This window comes from Burkholderia vietnamiensis LMG 10929, from assembly GCF_000959445.1.
Taxonomy (GTDB): domain Bacteria; phylum Pseudomonadota; class Gammaproteobacteria; order Burkholderiales; family Burkholderiaceae; genus Burkholderia; species Burkholderia vietnamiensis.
The window spans coordinates 669,208-684,974 of the sequence record NZ_CP009631.1 but is presented as its reverse complement, the minus strand read 5'-3'; the positions used below and the strand labels follow the sequence as shown (position 1 = coordinate 684,974).

The 15,767-nt window shown below is 69.4% G+C and carries 12 protein-coding genes; 9 read left to right on the top strand and 3 right to left on the bottom strand.

The genetic code is table 11. The features are described from left to right. Positions 1-54: 54 nt before the first annotated feature. Positions 55-486: a Cd(II)/Pb(II)-responsive transcriptional regulator gene (cadR, locus tag AK36_RS13120; RefSeq protein WP_011882831.1), complete on the bottom strand. Its 432-nt coding sequence runs from the start codon at positions 484-486 to the stop codon at positions 55-57. An 81-nt stretch (positions 487-567) separates the two neighbouring features. On the opposite strand from cadR, the gene AK36_RS13115 reads away from it, so the two are divergent. The 6 genes from AK36_RS13115 to eutC all read left to right on the top strand — a co-directional run bounded on the left by AK36_RS13115 (position 568) and on the right by eutC (position 9,734). Beyond that, the gene (locus AK36_RS13115; RefSeq protein WP_045578631.1) at positions 568-3,132 is read left to right on the top strand and encodes a heavy metal translocating P-type ATPase; all 2,565 of its coding nucleotides are present in this window, start codon (positions 568-570) and stop codon (positions 3,130-3,132) included. Positions 3,133-3,160: 28 nt separating this feature from the next. Next, positions 3,161-3,613, top strand: coding sequence for a zinc ribbon domain-containing protein (locus AK36_RS31070; protein WP_414629666.1), 453 nt, complete (start codon positions 3,161-3,163; stop codon positions 3,611-3,613). Positions 3,614-4,179: 566 nt separating this feature from the next. After that, positions 4,180-5,643, top strand: a complete 1,464-nt coding sequence (locus tag AK36_RS13110; RefSeq protein WP_045578630.1) for a mechanosensitive ion channel — start codon at positions 4,180-4,182, stop codon at positions 5,641-5,643. A gap of 290 nt (positions 5,644-5,933) precedes the next feature. Continuing rightward, the gene (gene eat / locus AK36_RS13105) at positions 5,934-7,346 is read left to right on the top strand and encodes an ethanolamine permease (protein ID WP_011882835.1); all 1,413 of its coding nucleotides are present in this window, start codon (positions 5,934-5,936) and stop codon (positions 7,344-7,346) included. A 202-nt stretch (positions 7,347-7,548) separates the two neighbouring features. Beyond that, positions 7,549-8,946, top strand: a complete 1,398-nt coding sequence (locus AK36_RS13100; protein ID WP_011882836.1) for an ethanolamine ammonia-lyase subunit EutB — start codon at positions 7,549-7,551, stop codon at positions 8,944-8,946. Beyond that, on the top strand, positions 8,943-9,734 hold the full coding sequence (gene eutC / locus AK36_RS13095) for an ethanolamine ammonia-lyase subunit EutC (RefSeq protein WP_011882837.1): 792 nt from the start codon (positions 8,943-8,945) through the stop codon (positions 9,732-9,734). Before AK36_RS13100 ends, eutC begins: the two co-directional genes overlap by 4 nt. 54 nt (positions 9,735-9,788) lie before the next feature. Here the strand turns inward: eutC and AK36_RS13090 are convergent, their stop codons facing one another. Further along, complete coding sequence (locus AK36_RS13090) at positions 9,789-10,673, bottom strand: LysR family transcriptional regulator (RefSeq protein ID WP_045578629.1); 885 nt, start codon at positions 10,671-10,673, stop codon at positions 9,789-9,791. Positions 10,674-10,819: 146 nt separating this feature from the next. On the opposite strand from AK36_RS13090, the gene AK36_RS13085 reads away from it, so the two are divergent. Then, positions 10,820-12,424 (top strand): MFS transporter, encoded by a 1,605-nt coding sequence (locus AK36_RS13085; RefSeq protein WP_045578628.1) that lies wholly within the window; start codon positions 10,820-10,822, stop codon positions 12,422-12,424. A gap of 40 nt (positions 12,425-12,464) precedes the next feature. Here AK36_RS13085 and AK36_RS13080 read toward each other — a convergent pair whose 3' ends face one another. Continuing rightward, complete coding sequence (locus AK36_RS13080; RefSeq protein ID WP_045578627.1) at positions 12,465-12,893, bottom strand: pyridoxamine 5'-phosphate oxidase family protein; 429 nt, start codon at positions 12,891-12,893, stop codon at positions 12,465-12,467. 314 nt (positions 12,894-13,207) lie between these two features. Here AK36_RS13080 and exaC point away from each other — a divergent pair, with 314 nt between their 5' ends. Both exaC and AK36_RS13070 read left to right on the top strand, forming a co-directional pair. Next, positions 13,208-14,734, top strand: a complete 1,527-nt coding sequence (gene exaC, locus AK36_RS13075) for an acetaldehyde dehydrogenase ExaC (protein WP_011882841.1) — start codon at positions 13,208-13,210, stop codon at positions 14,732-14,734. 445 nt (positions 14,735-15,179) lie between these two features. After that, a complete protein-coding gene (locus AK36_RS13070; RefSeq protein WP_011882842.1) occupies positions 15,180-15,716 on the top strand; it encodes a hypothetical protein in 537 nt (178 codons plus the stop codon). The last annotated feature ends 51 nt before the right edge of the window (positions 15,717-15,767 follow it).

Below are 15,767 nucleotides of genomic sequence, written 5' to 3'. Positions count from 1 at the left end.
TATCTAGTCATGACATGACTAGTATTGGGCAAACTATCGGATCCGACAAGGGCTTCAGCCGAGGTGCGAGCGTTTTGCGGGCGGCGCGACCGTCTCCATGGTCGTCAGACCGTGGACGATCCCGCAGTCCTCGACCGAATGTTCGCCGACGCACTGGCGGCGCAGTTCGATCAGCTGGTCGCGCAGATGCGTGAGTTCGGCGAGGCGCGCGTCGACGTGGCCGATGTGTTCGTCGAGCAGTGCATTGACCGAATCGCACGGATCGGCCGGCGTGTCGGTGAGTTGCAGCAGCGCGCGGATTTCGTCGTGCGCCATGTCGAGCGCGCGGCAGTTGCGGATGAAGCGCAGCCGTTCGACGTGCACGTCGGTGTAGTTGCGGTAGTTCGAATCGGTGCGCTCCGCATCCGGCATCAGCCCCTCCCGCTCGTAGAAGCGGATCGTTTCGGGCGTGCAGCGGGCCGCTTTGGCCAGTTCGCCGATCTTCATGGCTTGCTCCGTTGTAAGGGTTGACCTTGTAGTGGCTTCAGGGTGTTAACTCTACCTCGTCCAGCCATAGAGGAGGTCTTCATGACCGACGCCCAGCGTACCCCCGACCCACGACACCGCCATGCCGACGGCGCCGCGACCTGCTGCGCCGACGCGCGCGACACGCAGGCGTGCTGCGCCGGCGACGCGGCGCCAGCGGCCGGCGAGCACGCACACGGCGATGCGGCGGCGCGCGGCGTACGTCCGGAGGCCGATGGTCATGAGCACGCCGATTCGCGCGCGCACGGTGCGCAGCACGATCACGGCGTCGCTGCTGCGGGCGGGGCGCGGGGGGATGGGCACGTGCATGGGGCGGCTTGTTCGCAGGGCCATGCTCACGAGCACGCCCACGCCCACGCCCACGACCACGACCACGACCACGACCACGACCACGCGGCCGGCGGCTGCTGCGCGCCGGCCGCGCCGACGCTCGCGCCGCTGCCCGCTGCACGGGCGACCGCATCGGGCCACGTGCGCTCCGCGTTCCGGATCATGCAGATGGATTGCCCGACCGAGGAGACGCTGATCCGCAAGAAGCTAGGCGCGATGCAGCAGGTGTCGGCGCTGGAGTTCAACCTGATGCAGCGGATGCTGACCGTCGACCACGTGCCCGGCGCGCAGCCGGCGATCGAAAGCGCGATCCGCACGCTCGGGATGACGCCCGAGGCTGCATCGGCGGACACGCCCGCCGCGCCCGTCGACGCGCCGCGTGCGAAGTCCTGGTGGCCGCTCGCGCTCGCCGGCGTCGCCGCGGTCGCGTCGGAGGCGGTGAACTGGGCCGGCCTGCCGGTGTGGCTGTCGGCAGCGCTGGCGATCGCCGCCGTCCTCGCGTGCGGGCTGACCACCTACAGGAAGGGCTGGATCGCGATCCGCAACGGCAACCTGAACATCAACGCGCTGATGAGCATCGCAGTGACGGGCGCGATGGCGATCGGCCAGTGGCCGGAAGCGGCGATGGTGATGGTGCTGTTCACGATCGCCGAACTGATCGAGGCGAAGTCGCTCGACCGGGCGCGCAACGCGATCCAGGGGCTGATGCAGCTCGCACCGGACACCGCGACCGTGCAGGACGCCGACGGCACGTGGCGCACGCTCGACGCCGCGCAGATTGCGCCGGGAGCGATCGTGCGCGTGAAGCCGGGCGAGCGGATCGGCCTCGACGGCGAGGTCGTTGCCGGGCGCTCGACGGTGAACCAGGCGCCGATCACCGGCGAGAGCCTGCCCGTCGACAAGACCACCGGCGACGCGGTGTACGCCGGCACGATCAACGAATCGGGTTCGTTCGACTATCGTGTGACGGCGGCCGCGTCGAACTCGACGCTCGCACGGATCATCCATGCGGTCGAGCAGGCGCAGGGCGCGAAGGCGCCGACGCAGCGCTTCGTCGACCGCTTCGCGCGCGTCTACACGCCGATCGTGTTCGCGATCGCGCTGCTGGTGGCCGTCGTCCCGCCGCTCGTCACGGGCGGTGCGTGGCATGACTGGATTTACCGTGCGCTGGTGCTGCTCGTGATCGCATGCCCGTGCGCGCTGGTGATCTCGACGCCCGTCACGATCGTGTCGGGGCTCGCGGCCGCGGCGCGACGCGGGATCCTCGTGAAAGGCGGCGTGTATCTGGAACAGGGCCGCACGCTGTCATGGCTCGCGCTCGACAAGACCGGCACGATCACGCACGGCAAGCCGGTGCAGACCGACTTCGACCTGCATGCCGAGCACGCTGACGCCGCGCAGGTGCGCCGGCTCGGCGCGAGCCTGGCGGCGCGCTCCGATCACCCGGTGTCGCAGGCGATCGCCGCGGCCGCCCGCGATGCGAGCGCGGCTGCGTTCGACGAGGTGACGGACTTCGAGGCGCTCGCCGGGCGCGGCGTGCGCGGCACGATCGGCGGCGCGCGCTACTGGCTCGGCAATCACCGGCTCGTCGAGGAGCTCGAACGCTGCTCGCCGGCGCTCGAAGCGAAGCTCGACGTGCTCGAGCGGCAGGGCAAGAGCGTCGTGATGCTGATCGACGAGGCGCGCGTGCTCGGCATCTTCGCGGTGGCCGACACGATCAAGGAGACGAGCCGCGCTGCGATCGCCGATCTGCATGCGCTCGGCATCCGCACCGCGATGCTGACGGGCGACAACCCGCACACCGCGCAGGCGATCGCGCAACAGGCCGGCATCGACGATGCGCGCGGCAACCAGCTGCCCGAAGACAAGCTCGCGGCGGTCGAGGAGCTGTCGGCGCGCGGCGCGGGCGCGGTCGGGATGGTCGGCGACGGCATCAACGACGCGCCGGCTCTCGCGCGCGCCGATATCGGCTTCGCGATGGGCGCGATGGGCACCGACACGGCGATCGAGACGGCCGACGTCGCGTTGATGGACGACGACCTGCGCAAGATCCCCGCGTTCGTGCGGCTGTCGCGGGCGACGCACCGCGTGCTGGTGCAGAACATCGGCTTCGCGCTCGGCGTGAAGATCGTGTTCCTCGGTCTCACGATCGCCGGGCTCGGCACGATGTGGATGGCCGTGTTCGCGGACGCCGGCGCGAGCCTGATCGTCGTCGGCAACGGGTTGCGGCTGCTGTCGAAGGCCGGTGTGTTCGACGGCGCGCGCACGCAGCGCTGAGGAGCGGGCGATGGGGTTGCTGAAACGGGTGTTTGGCGGGTGGGGTGGTCGGCACGGGGGCGGGCACGGCGGCTCACACGGCTCACACGGCTCACACGGCTCACACGGCTCACACGGCTCACACGGCTCACACGGCGGCGGGCACGGCAGCGGGCACGGCAGCGGACCGCAGAGCGGCCATGGCGGCGGCCATCACGGCGAGCGAGGCCGCGAACTGTACGACGCGCACGACGCGCACGGCCGCGATCGCGATCGCCATGACTGGGGCCGGCAGCCGCCGACCGGCGGCCGGGGCGTGCCCGGCGCCGACTTGTCGTTGCGCCAACTCGTATGCGCGGGCTGCGGTGCGCTCAACGCGCCGGCCGCGCGATTTTGCGCGCAGTGCGGCGTATCGCAGCGTGGCCGCGCGTGCGGCCGTTGCCAGGCAGCACTCGCCGCCGACGCGCGCTTTTGTCCGAACTGCGGGACGCAGGCCGGCTAGACGCGCAAGCACGGGTATCGTTGCCGGCAGACCGGCAGACCGGCAGACCGGCAGACCGGCAGACCGACAGACCGACAGACCGACAGACCGACAGACCGACAGACCGACAGACCGACAGACCGACAGACCGACAGACCGACAGACCGACAGACCGACAGACCGACAGACCGACAGACCGACAGACCGACAGACCGACAGACCGACAGATCGGCAGACCGACAGACCGACAGACCGACAGACCGACAGACCCACCCCCGCACCCCTCCGCGACCGCATCGACCGGCTTCCCTCCCAGCCCAGACATCCCGATACCCCGGACCCGCGTTCGCCCCACGTCATCGCTAGCCCCCTCTCCCAGCCATCGTCCGCCCCCGAATCGCCCCCTTTTAATTTGTCCGAATCGGGGTTCACCCCTCCGATCACCGACTAAAGTTAAAGAGGGTGAAATCGGATCAACGCGTCATTTTTCTCGGGTAAGTTCGCCGGACGGTAACGCACGGTTTTCGAAGTACGCAGGTAGTTCGTCGACGTTCAATCGCAACGCCACGTTTTCGGGAGAAGAAGAAATGGATGCTTCCAGCTTCATCACGTCGCTGCAGACCACGCTGGGCGGCTACCTGCCCAAGATAGCCGGCGCGATCGGCCTGTTGCTGATCGGCTGGCTGATCGCCGTGGCCGTGCGGGCCGGCGCGCTCCGGCTGCTGAACGCGCTGAACGTCGACCGGCGGATCAGCGAAAGCACCGGTCAGGGCGCGTGCGTCGAGCGGATCATCGCTGCCGGGCTGTTCTGGCTCGTGCTGCTCGTCACCGCGGTCGGCATCTTCAACGTGCTCAATCTGTACGCGGTGTCCAATCCGTTCTCGCTGCTCGTCACGCACATCGTCGACTACCTGCCGAACCTGATCGGCGGCGCGGCGCTGACGCTGATCGCGTGGCTCATCGCGTCGCTGCTGCGCAGCCTCGCGAACCGCGCGCTGAAGGCGAGCAAGGTCGACACCGCGCTGGCCGAAAGCGCGGGCATGCAGCCGATGAGCGGCTATCTCGGCGACGTGCTGTTCTGGCTCGTCATCCTGATGTTCCTGCCCGCGATTCTCGGGTCGTTCGCGTTGTCCGGACTGCTGGCGCCGGTGCAGGGAATGGTCGACAAGCTGCTCGCGATCGTGCCGAACCTGTTCGCGGCGGCGATGATCGGCTTCGTCGGCTGGATCGTCGCGCGCGTGCTGCGCGGCCTCGTGACGAACCTGCTGGTCGCGGCCGGCGCCGACCGCCTCACCGCGCGCCTCGACAGCCCGACGCCGGTGCGCGTGTCGAGCCTGATCGGCACGATCGTCTATGTGTTCGTGTTCGTGCCGACGCTGATCTCCGCGCTCGATGCGCTGAAGATCGAGGCGATCTCGATCCCTGCGACCAACATGCTGAACCAGTTCCTCGGCGCGGTGCCCGACATCGTCGCGGCGATCGTGATCGTGGTGGTGACGTTCTATTTCGCGCGCTTCGTCGCGTCGCTCGCGCAGAAGCTGCTCGAAGCCGCCGGCGCCGACGGGCTGCCGGCCGTGCTCGGCGTCGAGCGCGTGTTCTCCGGGATGCTGCAGCCGTCGGTGCTCGTCGCACGGCTGATCGTGTTCTTCGCGATGCTGTTCGCGGCGGTCGAGGCGGCCAACCGGCTCGGCTTCACGCAGGTGCGCGACGTCGTCACGCTGTTCATCGAATTCGGTGGTCACGTGCTGATGGGCGGCGTGATCCTCGTGATCGGCGTGTGGCTCGCCGGGCTTGCACGGCGCGTGATCGAGCAGGCCGACCGTGAGCACAGCGTACTGTTCGCACGGATCGCGCAGTTCGCGATCCTCGGCCTCGTGTTCGCGATGGGGCTGCGCGCGATGGGCATCGCCAACGAGATCGTGCAGCTCGCGTTCGGCCTCGTGCTCGGCGCGGTCGCGGTCGCGGTCGCGCTGTCGTTCGGTCTCGGCGGCCGCGAAGCGGCCGGCAAGCTGCTCGACCGCTGGTTCAACCAGCGCGGCGGCGGTCAGTAACGCCGCACGGGGCGTCCGCGCCGCGTGAGTCACTCACGCCGCGCGGACTACCCACGCCGCGCGAGCCACCCCCGCCGCGCAAGGCGTCCACACCGCCCGAGCGACCACACCCCGCTCCGGCGCGCTCCGCGCGCGCCTGCATGACGGCCCGCACCACGCGCCCGGCGTTTCCGTCAGCGAAACGTCAGCCGCCATCTTTGCCGAATTTCGATAACACGTCGTTTTATGACTCTCTAGCATCGATTCTCAGTCGCGCGGGCAGGCAGGCCGGCGCCCTTCAGGAGAATCCGATGAAAGCAGAGTCGAATGGCCGGCCCGCAGCCGGCGTCAAGTCGTCCGGCCAGCCCGCGCTGCAGCAAACGCTCGGCACCTGGCAACTGTGGGGCATCGCGGTCGGCCTCGTGATCTCCGGCGAGTACTTCGGCTGGAGCTACGGCTGGGCGAGCGCCGGCACGCTGGGCTTCGTCATCACCGCGCTGTTCGTCGCGGCGATGTACACCACCTTCATCTTCAGCTTCACCGAGCTGACCACGTCGATCCCGCACGCGGGCGGCCCGTTCGCGTATGCGCGCCGCGCGTTCGGCCCGACCGGCGGCTATCTCGCCGGCGCCGCGACGCTCGTCGAATTCGTGTTCGCGCCGCCCGCCATCGCGCTGGCGATCGGCGCATACCTGCACGTGCAGTTCCCTGGGCTCGAGCCGAAGCACGCGGCGATGGGCGCGTATCTCGTGTTCATGGCGCTGAACATCGTCGGCGTGCAGATCGCCGCGACGTTCGAGCTGGTCGTCACGCTGTTCGCGATCTTCGAGCTGCTGGTGTTCATGGGCGTCGTGTCGCCGGGCTTCGCGTGGAGCAACTTCATGAAGGGCGGCTGGGCCGGCGCCGATCACTTCAGCATGGGCGCGTTCCACGGCATGTTCGCCGCGATTCCGTTCGCGATCTGGTTCTTCCTCGCGATCGAAGGTGTCGCGATGGCCGCCGAGGAAGCGAAGAACCCGAAGCGCTCGATCCCGATCGCCTACGTGGCCGGCATCCTGACGCTCGTGGTCCTCGCGATCGGCGTGATGGTGTTCGCCGGCGGCGCGGGCGACTGGACCAAGCTCGCGAACATCAACGATCCGCTGCCGCAGGCGATGAAGTACATCGTCGGCGCGAACAGCGGCTGGATGCACATGCTGGTGTGGCTCGGGCTGTTCGGGCTGGTCGCGTCGTTCCACGGGATCATCCTCGGCTATTCGCGCCAGATCTTCGCGCTGGCCCGCGAAGGCTATCTGCCCGAATGGCTCGGCAAGGTGCATCCGCGCTTCAAGACCCCGCATCGCGCGATCCTCGCGGGCGGCGTGGTCGGGATCGCCGCGATCTACAGTGACGAGCTGATCCAGTTCGGCGGCCAGACGCTCACCGCGAACATCGTGACGATGTCGGTGTTCGGCGCGATCGTGATGTATATCGTCAGCATGGCGGCGCTGTTCAAGCTGCGCCGCTCGCAGCCGAACATGGCGCGGCCGTTCCGTGCGCCGATGTACCCGTTGTTCCCGGCGTTCGCGATCGTGGCGGCCCTCGTGTGCCTCGGAACCATGGTCTACTTCAACGGGCTGGTGGCGATGGTGTTCATCGCGTTCCTGGCGGTCGGCTACGCTTACTTCATCGCGACCCGGTCGCAGCGCGCGAGCGCGCCGGCCGACGTGCTGCTCGAGGAATGACGTTGGCACGCCCGAACGGCGGCGCATGACGGCCTGCGGCGCGCCCGATGGAACGGGCGCGCCGTCGGCGTTCGGCAGGCGGAAGAGGTGGGAAGGAAGGCAGGGAAAGCAGGGCAGCAAGGCAAGCCGTGCAGGCGGTGCACGCACGGCGAGCCCGGCAAACCCGGCAGGCAGCGCAAGCACTGGCAAGGAGATTCGAACGATGTCCTATACGGAGACGATCGGCCCGCGCACGTACCGGTTCGCGGACCTGAAAACGCTGCTCGCGAAGGCGAGCCCGCTGCGCTCGGGCGACCAGCTCGCCGGCGTCGCGGCGGCGAGCGAGGAAGAGCGCGTGGCCGCGAAGATCGCGCTCGCGAGCGTGCCGCTGAAGGCGTTCCTGAACGAGGCGGTGATCCCGTACGAACAGGACGAAGTCACGCGCCTGATCGTCGACGATCACGACGCGCAGGCCTTCGCGGAAATCTCGCATCTGACCGTCGGCGATTTCCGCAACTGGCTGCTGTCGCCGGCGGCCGACGGCGCCGCGCTCGAACGCATCGCACCGGGGCTCACGCCGGAGATGGTCGCGGCCGTGTCGAAGCTGATGCGCAATCAGGATCTGATCGCGGCGGCGAGAAAGCGCCGCGTCGTCACGCGCTTTCGCAACACGGTCGGGCTGCCCGGCCGGATGTCGGTGCGGCTGCAGCCGAATCACCCGACCGACGACGTGAAGGGCATCGCCGCGTCGATGCTCGACGGGCTGATGTACGGCTGCGGCGACGCGATGATCGGCATCAACCCCGCAACCGACAGCCTCGCGGCGATCGTCAAGCTGCTCGCGATGATCGACGGCTTCCGCGAGCGCTACGGCGTGCCGACGCAGTCTTGCGTGCTCACGCACGTGACCAACACGATCGCGGCGATCGACAAGGGCGCGCCGGTCGACCTCGTGTTCCAGTCGATCGCGGGCACCGAGAAGGCGAACGCGAGCTTCGGGATCTCGCTCGCGCTGCTCGGCGAGGCGCGCGCCGCCGCGTTGTCGCTCGCGCGCGGCACCGTCGGCAACAACGTGATGTACTTCGAGACGGGCCAGGGCAGCGCGCTGTCGGCGAACGCGCATTTCGGCGTCGACCAGCAGACCTGCGAAGTGCGCGCGTATGCGGTCGCGCGCAAGTTCGATCCGTTCCTGGTGAACACGGTGGTCGGCTTCATCGGCCCGGAATACCTGTACGACGGCAAGCAGATCATCCGCGCGGGCCTCGAGGATCACTTCTGCGGCAAGCTGCTCGGCGTGCCGATGGGCTGCGACATCTGCTACACGAACCACGCGGAAGCCGACCAGGACGACATGGACACGCTGCTGACGCTGCTCGGCGCGGCCGGCATCAACTTCATCATGGGGATTCCCGGCGCGGACGACGTGATGCTGAACTACCAGAGCACGTCGTTTCACGATCAGCTGTACGTGCGCGAGGTGCTCGGCCTGCGCCGCGCGCCGGAGTTCGAGGAGTGGCTCGAGACGATGGAGATCGCCGACGCGCACGGCGCGCTGCGCGCGGCGAACGCACGCGTGCCGCTGCTCGCGGGCGCGAACGACTGGATGGGGATTTCCGCATGAGCGACGCCGTCGAGAAGAATCCGTGGGCGCAGCTGAAGGCGTTCACGAACGCGCGAATCGCGCTCGGCCGCGCGGGCAGCAGCCTGCCGACCGCGCCGCTGCTCGCGTTCAACCTGTCGCACGCGCAGGCGCGCGACGCCGTGCATCAGCCGCTCGATTCGGAGGCGCTGCGCCGCGAGCTCGACACGGCCGGCTTCGCGACGCTCGGCGTGCAGAGCGCCGCAGTCGATCGCCAGCATTACCTGCGCCGCCCCGATCTCGGCCGCAAGCTGTCGGACGACGGACGCGCGCTGCTGGCCGGCTACGGTGCGATGCTCGACGATGCGCCCGATGTGGTGTTCGTGGTCGGCGACGGGCTGTCCGCCTTCGCGGCCGCGAAGCAGGCGTTGCCGCTGCTGCAGGCCGTGTGCCCGCGGCTGCACGCGGACGGCTGGCGGCTCGGCCCGGTGGTGGTGGCGACGCAGGCGCGCGTCGCGCTCGGCGACGAGATCGGCGAGCTGCTGCGCGCGCGGGCCGTCGCGATGCTGATCGGCGAGCGGCCGGGGCTCAGCTCGCCGGACAGCCTCGGCGTGTACCTGACGTGGGCGCCGAAGGTCGGCTGCCACGACGCGCAGCGCAACTGCATCTCGAACGTGCGGCCCGAAGGCCTGCCGCATGCGGCGGCGGCGCACAAGCTGCACTACCTGATGACCGAGGCGCGCCGGCTGCGGCTCACGGGCGTCGGCCTCAAGGACGACAGCGACGCGCTGTTGCCGCCGCAACAGGCCGAGCGGATCGGCGCCGCGTGACGGTGAGCCGTCGATGGCGCGCGGCGCGGCGGCCGATGGTGGCGCGCGGTTCGGCTACCTGAACAGCCGCTCGCACAGGAAGTCGACGAACACGCGCAGCTTCGGCGACAGCTGCCGGCTCGACGGCCACACGATCGAGAACTGTCCCGGTGCGATCCGGTAGTCGTCGAGCACGGTGACGAGCGTGCCGGCGTCGAGCGCGTCGCGCGCGAGGAAGTCGGGCATGTAGCCGATGCCGAGGCCGGCCATCACCGCGCCGCGCAGCGCTTCCATGTTGTTGCAGGTCATCGCGGTGCGCAGCTTCAGCGGTGTGCCGTCGTCGGCCGCCAGCGCCCAGTCCTGTAGCTTGCCGGTGGTCGGAAAGCAGTAGCGCACGCAATCGTGCGTGTCGAGATCGTGCGGTACGCGCGGCGTGCCGGCCCGCGCGAGATACGCGGGCGTGGCGCACAGCACGAACGCGAACGGGCCGAGCCGCCGCGACATCAGGCTCGAATCCGACAGCGGGCCGCTGCGGATCACCGCGTCGAAGCCGCCTTCGACGACGTCGACCATCCGGTCGTTGAAATCCAGGTCGAGCTCCACTTCCGGGTAGCACTCGCGAAACGCCGGCAGCACCGGCAGCAGAAACCGGTAGCCGATCACTGGCAGGCTCACGCGCAGCCTGCCGCGTGGGCGCTGCGCGGAGGCCGTGACGGTCGCTTCCGCGTCGCGAAGATCTTCCAGGATGCGCTGGCAGCGCTCGTAGAAATGGTGCCCTTCGTCGGTCAGCGTGACGCGCCGCGTCGTGCGGTTGAACAGGCGTACGCCGAGCGACTGCTCGAGCCGCGCGATCGTCTTGCCGACGGCCGACGCCGAGATGCCCAGCGCGCGGCCGGCCGCGACGAAGCTCAGCGCTTCGGCGGCGCGGACGAACGCGGCGATGCCATTGAGGTTTTCCATCGAGACGGAGCGGGCTGCGGTTGATCGGGAATTGCGGAATTTTAGTCCGATATATGCGGAGCCTTGCACGGTTTTTCGCGAATTCAATCCGATTTATCTTCGATCGCTATCGACGCGCATCCGCGCGGTCATTTCGAGGAGCGATGATGGATCACCCGTTTTCAGCCGGTTCGACCGGCGCGGCACACCGGCGCGCGTGGGTGCTGGCGGCCGTGTGCATGGCGGCCGTCGCGTTGCCGCTGTCGTTTTCGGGCGGCGCGGTCGCGACGCCGGCGATCGGCCGCGACCTGCATGGCGGCCCCGTCGCGATGAACTGGATCACCAACGCGTTCATGCTCGCGTTCGGCAGCTGCCTGATGGCGGCGGGCGCGCTGGCCGACCAGTTCGGCCGCAAGCGCGTGTTCGCGATCGGCGTCGGCGGCTTCACGCTGATGTCGGTCGCGCTCGCGTTCGCGCCGTCGATGCTCGCGATCGACCTGCTGCGCGCCGCGCAGGGGCTCGCGGCCGCCGCGGCGCTCGCGGGCGGCACGGCCGCGCTCGCGCAGGAGTTCGACGGCGCGGCCCGCACGCGCGCGTTCAGCCTGCTCGGCACCACGTTCGGCGTCGGCCTCGCGTTCGGGCCGGTGCTCGCGGGCTGGCTGATCGCGCATCACGGCTGGCGCGCGATCTTCGTCACCGGCGCGGCGGCGGGCGTCCTGTCGCTGGCGCTCGGGCTGCCGCGCATGCACGAGTCGCGCGATCCGCATGCGACGGGGCTCGACTGGCCCGGCACCGTCGCGTTCACCGGCGCGCTGACGCTGTTCACGTTCGGCGTGATCGAGGCGCCCGCGCGCGGCTGGACGGACCCGCTCGTCGTCGTGCTGCTGGCCGGCGCGGCGCTCGGCGCGTGCGCGTTCGTCGCGATCGAGACGCGCGTCGCGCGGCCGATGCTCGACCTGTCGCTGTTCCGGATTCCGCGCTTCGTCGGCGTGCAGGTGCTGCCGGTGTCGACCTGCTGCTGCTACATCGTGCTGCTGGTCGTGCTGCCGCTGCGCTTCATCGGCATCGACGGCTTCAGCGAAATCGACGCAGGCTGGCTGATGCTCGCGATCTCCGCGCCGATGCTCATCGTGCCGCTGGTCGCGGCGACGCTCACGCGCTGGCTGTCGGCCGGCGTGATCTCGGGGCTCGGTCTGCTGCTCGCGGCGGCCGGCCTGGTGTGGCTCGATGTGGCGCTGCGCGGCGGCGCCGGGCCGGCCGCGATTGGGCCGATGCTCGCGATCGGCATCGGGGCGGGGATGCCGTGGGGGTTGATGGACGGGCTGTCGGTCAGCGTCGTGCCGAAGGAGCGCGCGGGGATGGCGACGGGGATCTTCAGCACGACGCGCGTGGCGGGCGAGGGCATCGCGCTCGCGATCGTCGGCGCGGTGCTGGCGACGCTTGCGCACGCCGATCTGCGGCGCGTGCCGGCGGGCGGCGCGTCTGGCGCATCCGATGCGGCGCTGCGCGCGGCCGCGCGGCTCGCGACCGGCGATCTCGCCGGCGCGGCGGCCGTGTTGCCGGGCGTCGATCGCGCGACGCTGTTGGCGAGTTATTTGCACGCGTTCGACCGGTTGCTGCTCGCGCTCGCGGTGGTGACGGTGCTGTGCGCGGGTGTGGTGTTCGCGTTTCTCGGCGCGCGGCCGGCGCCGGATGCGACGACGGGCGCCGACGACGGCAGCCGCGCGCGTGGCGATGCGGCGGCGCGGCGTGCGGCGCGCAACGCCGCGTAGTCCTACCGATCCGAAGACACGACGCCCGCCCCACGCCGCGTCACGCCAGCACCAGCGGTGGCAGCCGCGCATCCGCGCGTGCCTGCGCGCGCTCCACCGCGACGACCACGTAGCGCCGCGCATCGGGCCACAGCTGCGCGTGGCTTGCGGCATCTTCGTCTACGGTCGCGCGCCCCTGCACGAGCCACGTCGTCTGCCGCACGAAATCGACGAACAGCAACGCGATCGACGGGTTCACGAGCAGGTTGCCGATCGTGTTGAACAGGTTGTTGCCCGCGAAGTCGGGCAGCACCAGCGTCCTGCGATCGGCCACATGGACCAGCGGCGCGAACGAGCCGTCGGCGCGCGGCTGACGGCCGCGATACGAGCAATCGGCGTCGCCGGCCGCGTTCGCGGTCGCGACGATCAGGAACGCCTGTTCCTGGATGAAGGCGACGGCATCGTCGCTGAGAGGGGCCGCATCGGTCATGGTTCGGTGGTCGCGTCTGGGCGTACGAAACACCGAGCCGTACGCAAGCCACATGCCACGCGCCGACTGTCACACACCGATGCGGCGGCGCGGCTGCGCTGTGGAAAATCCGAACACCCGCGCCGCGGCTGTGCCATCGCATTGTTCAGAATCGACACACTTGCGCGATGCGTGCAGCGACTGCGCGCGGCGGACGGCCGCACGCATCGCTCCGGTTTGCTTGTCGGCCCGCTTTGGCACGCATGTTGCGTAATCCGTGCAGCGCGATCCAACCGGCGCTGCATTCACACAAGCACGATGAACAGGAGACATGTATGAACCCGTTTGACCTGAAACAACTGGGCCTCGACGTCGAATATCCGTATCGTCAGCAGTACGACAACTACATCGGCGGCAAGTGGGTTCCGCCGGTGAAGGGCGACTATTTCGAGAACGTGTCGCCGATCAACGGCAAGCCGTTCTGCCGCGTGCCGCGCTCGGGCGCGGAGGACATCGAGGCCGCACTCGATGCCGCACACGCCGCGCGCCGCAAGTGGGCCAAGACGTCCGTCACCGAGCGTGCGAACCTGCTGCTCGCCGCCGCCGACCGGATGGAGAAGAACCTGAAGCTGCTGGCCGTGGCCGAGACGATCGACAACGGCAAGCCGCTGCGCGAGACGATGGCCGCCGACCTGCCGCTCGCGGTCGACCACTTCCGCTACTTCGCCGGCTGCATCCGCGCGCAGGAAGGCGGCATTTCCGAGATCGACGACAACACCGTCGCATACCACTTCCATGAGCCGCTCGGCGTGGTCGGCCAGATCATCCCGTGGAACTTCCCGCTGCTGATGGCCGCCTGGAAGCTCGCGCCGGCGCTCGCAGCCGGCTGCTGCGTGGTGATGAAGCCCGCCGAGCAGACGCCTGCATCGGTGCTGGTGCTGATGGAGCTGATCGGCGACCTGTTCCCGGCCGGCACGATCAACATCGTCAACGGCTTCGGCAAGGAAGCCGGTGAGGCGCTCGCGACCAGCAAGCGCATCGCGAAGATCGCGTTCACCGGTTCGACGCCGGTCGGCAAGCACATCCTGCGCGCCGCCGCCGAGAGCCTGATTCCTTCGACCGTCGAACTGGGCGGCAAGAGCCCGAACATCTTCTTCGCCGACGTGCTCGACCAGGACGACGCGTTCCTCGACAAGACGCTCGAAGGCCTCGCGATGTTCGCGCTGAACCAGGGCGAAGTGTGCACGTGCCCGTCGCGGATCCTGATCCAGGAATCGATCTACGAGCGCTTCATCGAGAAGGCGGTCGCGCGTGTCGAGCGCATCAAGGCCGGCCATCCGCTCGACCTGCAGACGATGATCGGCGCGCAGGCGTCGCAGCAGCAGCTCGACAAGATCCTGTCGTACATCGACATCGGCCGCGGCGAAGGCGCGCAATGCCTGACGGGCGGCGAACGCACGGCGCCGGCAGCCGATCTCGGCGCGGGCTACTACGTGAAGCCGACGATGCTGCTCGGCAACAACAAGATGCGCGTGTTCCAGGAAGAGATCTTCGGGCCGGTCGCGTCGGTGATGACGTTCAAGGACGAGCAGGAAGCGATCGAACTCGCGAACGACACGTTCTTCGGGCTCGGCGCGGGCGTGTGGACGCGCAACGGCACGCGTGCATACCGGATGGGCCGCGAGATCGAGGCCGGCCGCGTGTGGACCAACTGCTATCACCTGTATCCCGCGCATGCGGCGTTCGGCGGCTACAAGCAGTCGGGCATCGGTCGCGAGACGCACAAGATGGCGCTGTCCAACTATCAGCAGACGAAGTGCCTGCTGGTCAGCTACCAGGCCGAGGCGCTCGGGTTCTTCTGATCGCTGGGGCAGGGGTGAAGCGCCGGGGCCGGACCGTGCCGCACGTGGTGTCGTGCGGCATGTGAGCGCCGTGCGGCGGTGTCTGCTGGTCCGGGTACCGGTCGAGGCGTTCGGGTTGTTCCGATCGCCGCGGCAGCGGTGAGGCGCCGGGGCTGGACCACGCCGCACGCGACGTCGCGCGGCGCGCAAGGGCCGTGCGGCGCTGGCCGGCCGTGCAGTCTGCGGCCAGCAAGCCGCCGTGGCGCACGCTGCATGCGCCGCCGGCCGTCGTGTCCGGTGCTTCATCGTCTGCTGATTGTTCCGCTTCTCGTGGTTCGGGGTTCGCGTTCGATACGCGACGTCGGCCGCATATCGCCGCAGCGTCCGAGCGCGACGGCAACGACGCCGCCGAGCGCCCGAGCGCGAGCGGCCCGTACCGCATAACGACGCGCCTACCGGAGCCCGCATGGCCGAACCGCCGCGTTCCTTTCCACATCACCCTGTGTTCCACGCGGGCGAACTCGATGCACATCAACGCTTCGGCGTGGCCGACGATGCCGAACGGATGAGCGAGGTCGTCACGACGCGCCTGAGCATCGGCGTGCGCCAGTTCGTCGAGACGCAGCCGTTCATGTTCGTCGGCGCGACGTCCGACGGCGCGGCGACCTGCGATATCGTGCAGAGCCAGCGCGACGCGAACGGCGATCTGCTGCCCGTCGTGCGCGTGGTCGACACGAAAACGCTGCGCTTCGTGCTGCCGCTCCATGACGACGGCAACCGGATTGCCATGCGCGCGGACGAGGCGGTCGGCATCGGGCTGCTGTTCGTCGATTTCGTGCGCGGCATCCGTTACCGGATCAACGGCCGCGCGACGTTGCGCACCGACCTCGGCGGCGCCGACGCGGCGCCTTGGGCCGCCGGCCGCCCGATCGTCGAGCTGGCGATCCAGCAGGCGTACGGCAATTGCGGCACGCGCGTCGTGCGCTTGCGACCGGGCACGTAGCCGGCCGCCGAGGGGCGTCGATGGCCGCCGCCGCGCATCGCGCACCCGCTC

Bases quoted from the DNA above. Each gene is read 5' to 3' on its own strand.
- cadR (WP_011882831.1), bottom strand. From the start codon at position 486: ATGAAGATCGGCGAACTGGCCAAAGCGGCCCGCTGCACGCCCGAAACG.
- AK36_RS13115 (WP_045578631.1), top strand. From the start codon at position 568: ATGACCGACGCCCAGCGTACCCCCGACCCACGACACCGCCATGCCGAC.
- AK36_RS13110 (WP_045578630.1), top strand. From the start codon at position 4,180: ATGGATGCTTCCAGCTTCATCACGTCGCTGCAGACCACGCTGGGCGGC.
- eat (WP_011882835.1), top strand. From the start codon at position 5,934: ATGAAAGCAGAGTCGAATGGCCGGCCCGCAGCCGGCGTCAAGTCGTCC.
- AK36_RS13100 (WP_011882836.1), top strand. From the start codon at position 7,549: ATGTCCTATACGGAGACGATCGGCCCGCGCACGTACCGGTTCGCGGAC.
- eutC (WP_011882837.1), top strand. From the start codon at position 8,943: ATGAGCGACGCCGTCGAGAAGAATCCGTGGGCGCAGCTGAAGGCGTTC.
- AK36_RS13090 (WP_045578629.1), bottom strand. From the start codon at position 10,673: ATGGAAAACCTCAATGGCATCGCCGCGTTCGTCCGCGCCGCCGAAGCG.
- AK36_RS13085 (WP_045578628.1), top strand. From the start codon at position 10,820: ATGGATCACCCGTTTTCAGCCGGTTCGACCGGCGCGGCACACCGGCGC.
- AK36_RS13080 (WP_045578627.1), bottom strand. From the start codon at position 12,893: ATGACCGATGCGGCCCCTCTCAGCGACGATGCCGTCGCCTTCATCCAG.
- exaC (WP_011882841.1), top strand. From the start codon at position 13,208: ATGAACCCGTTTGACCTGAAACAACTGGGCCTCGACGTCGAATATCCG.
- AK36_RS13070 (WP_011882842.1), top strand. From the start codon at position 15,180: ATGGCCGAACCGCCGCGTTCCTTTCCACATCACCCTGTGTTCCACGCG.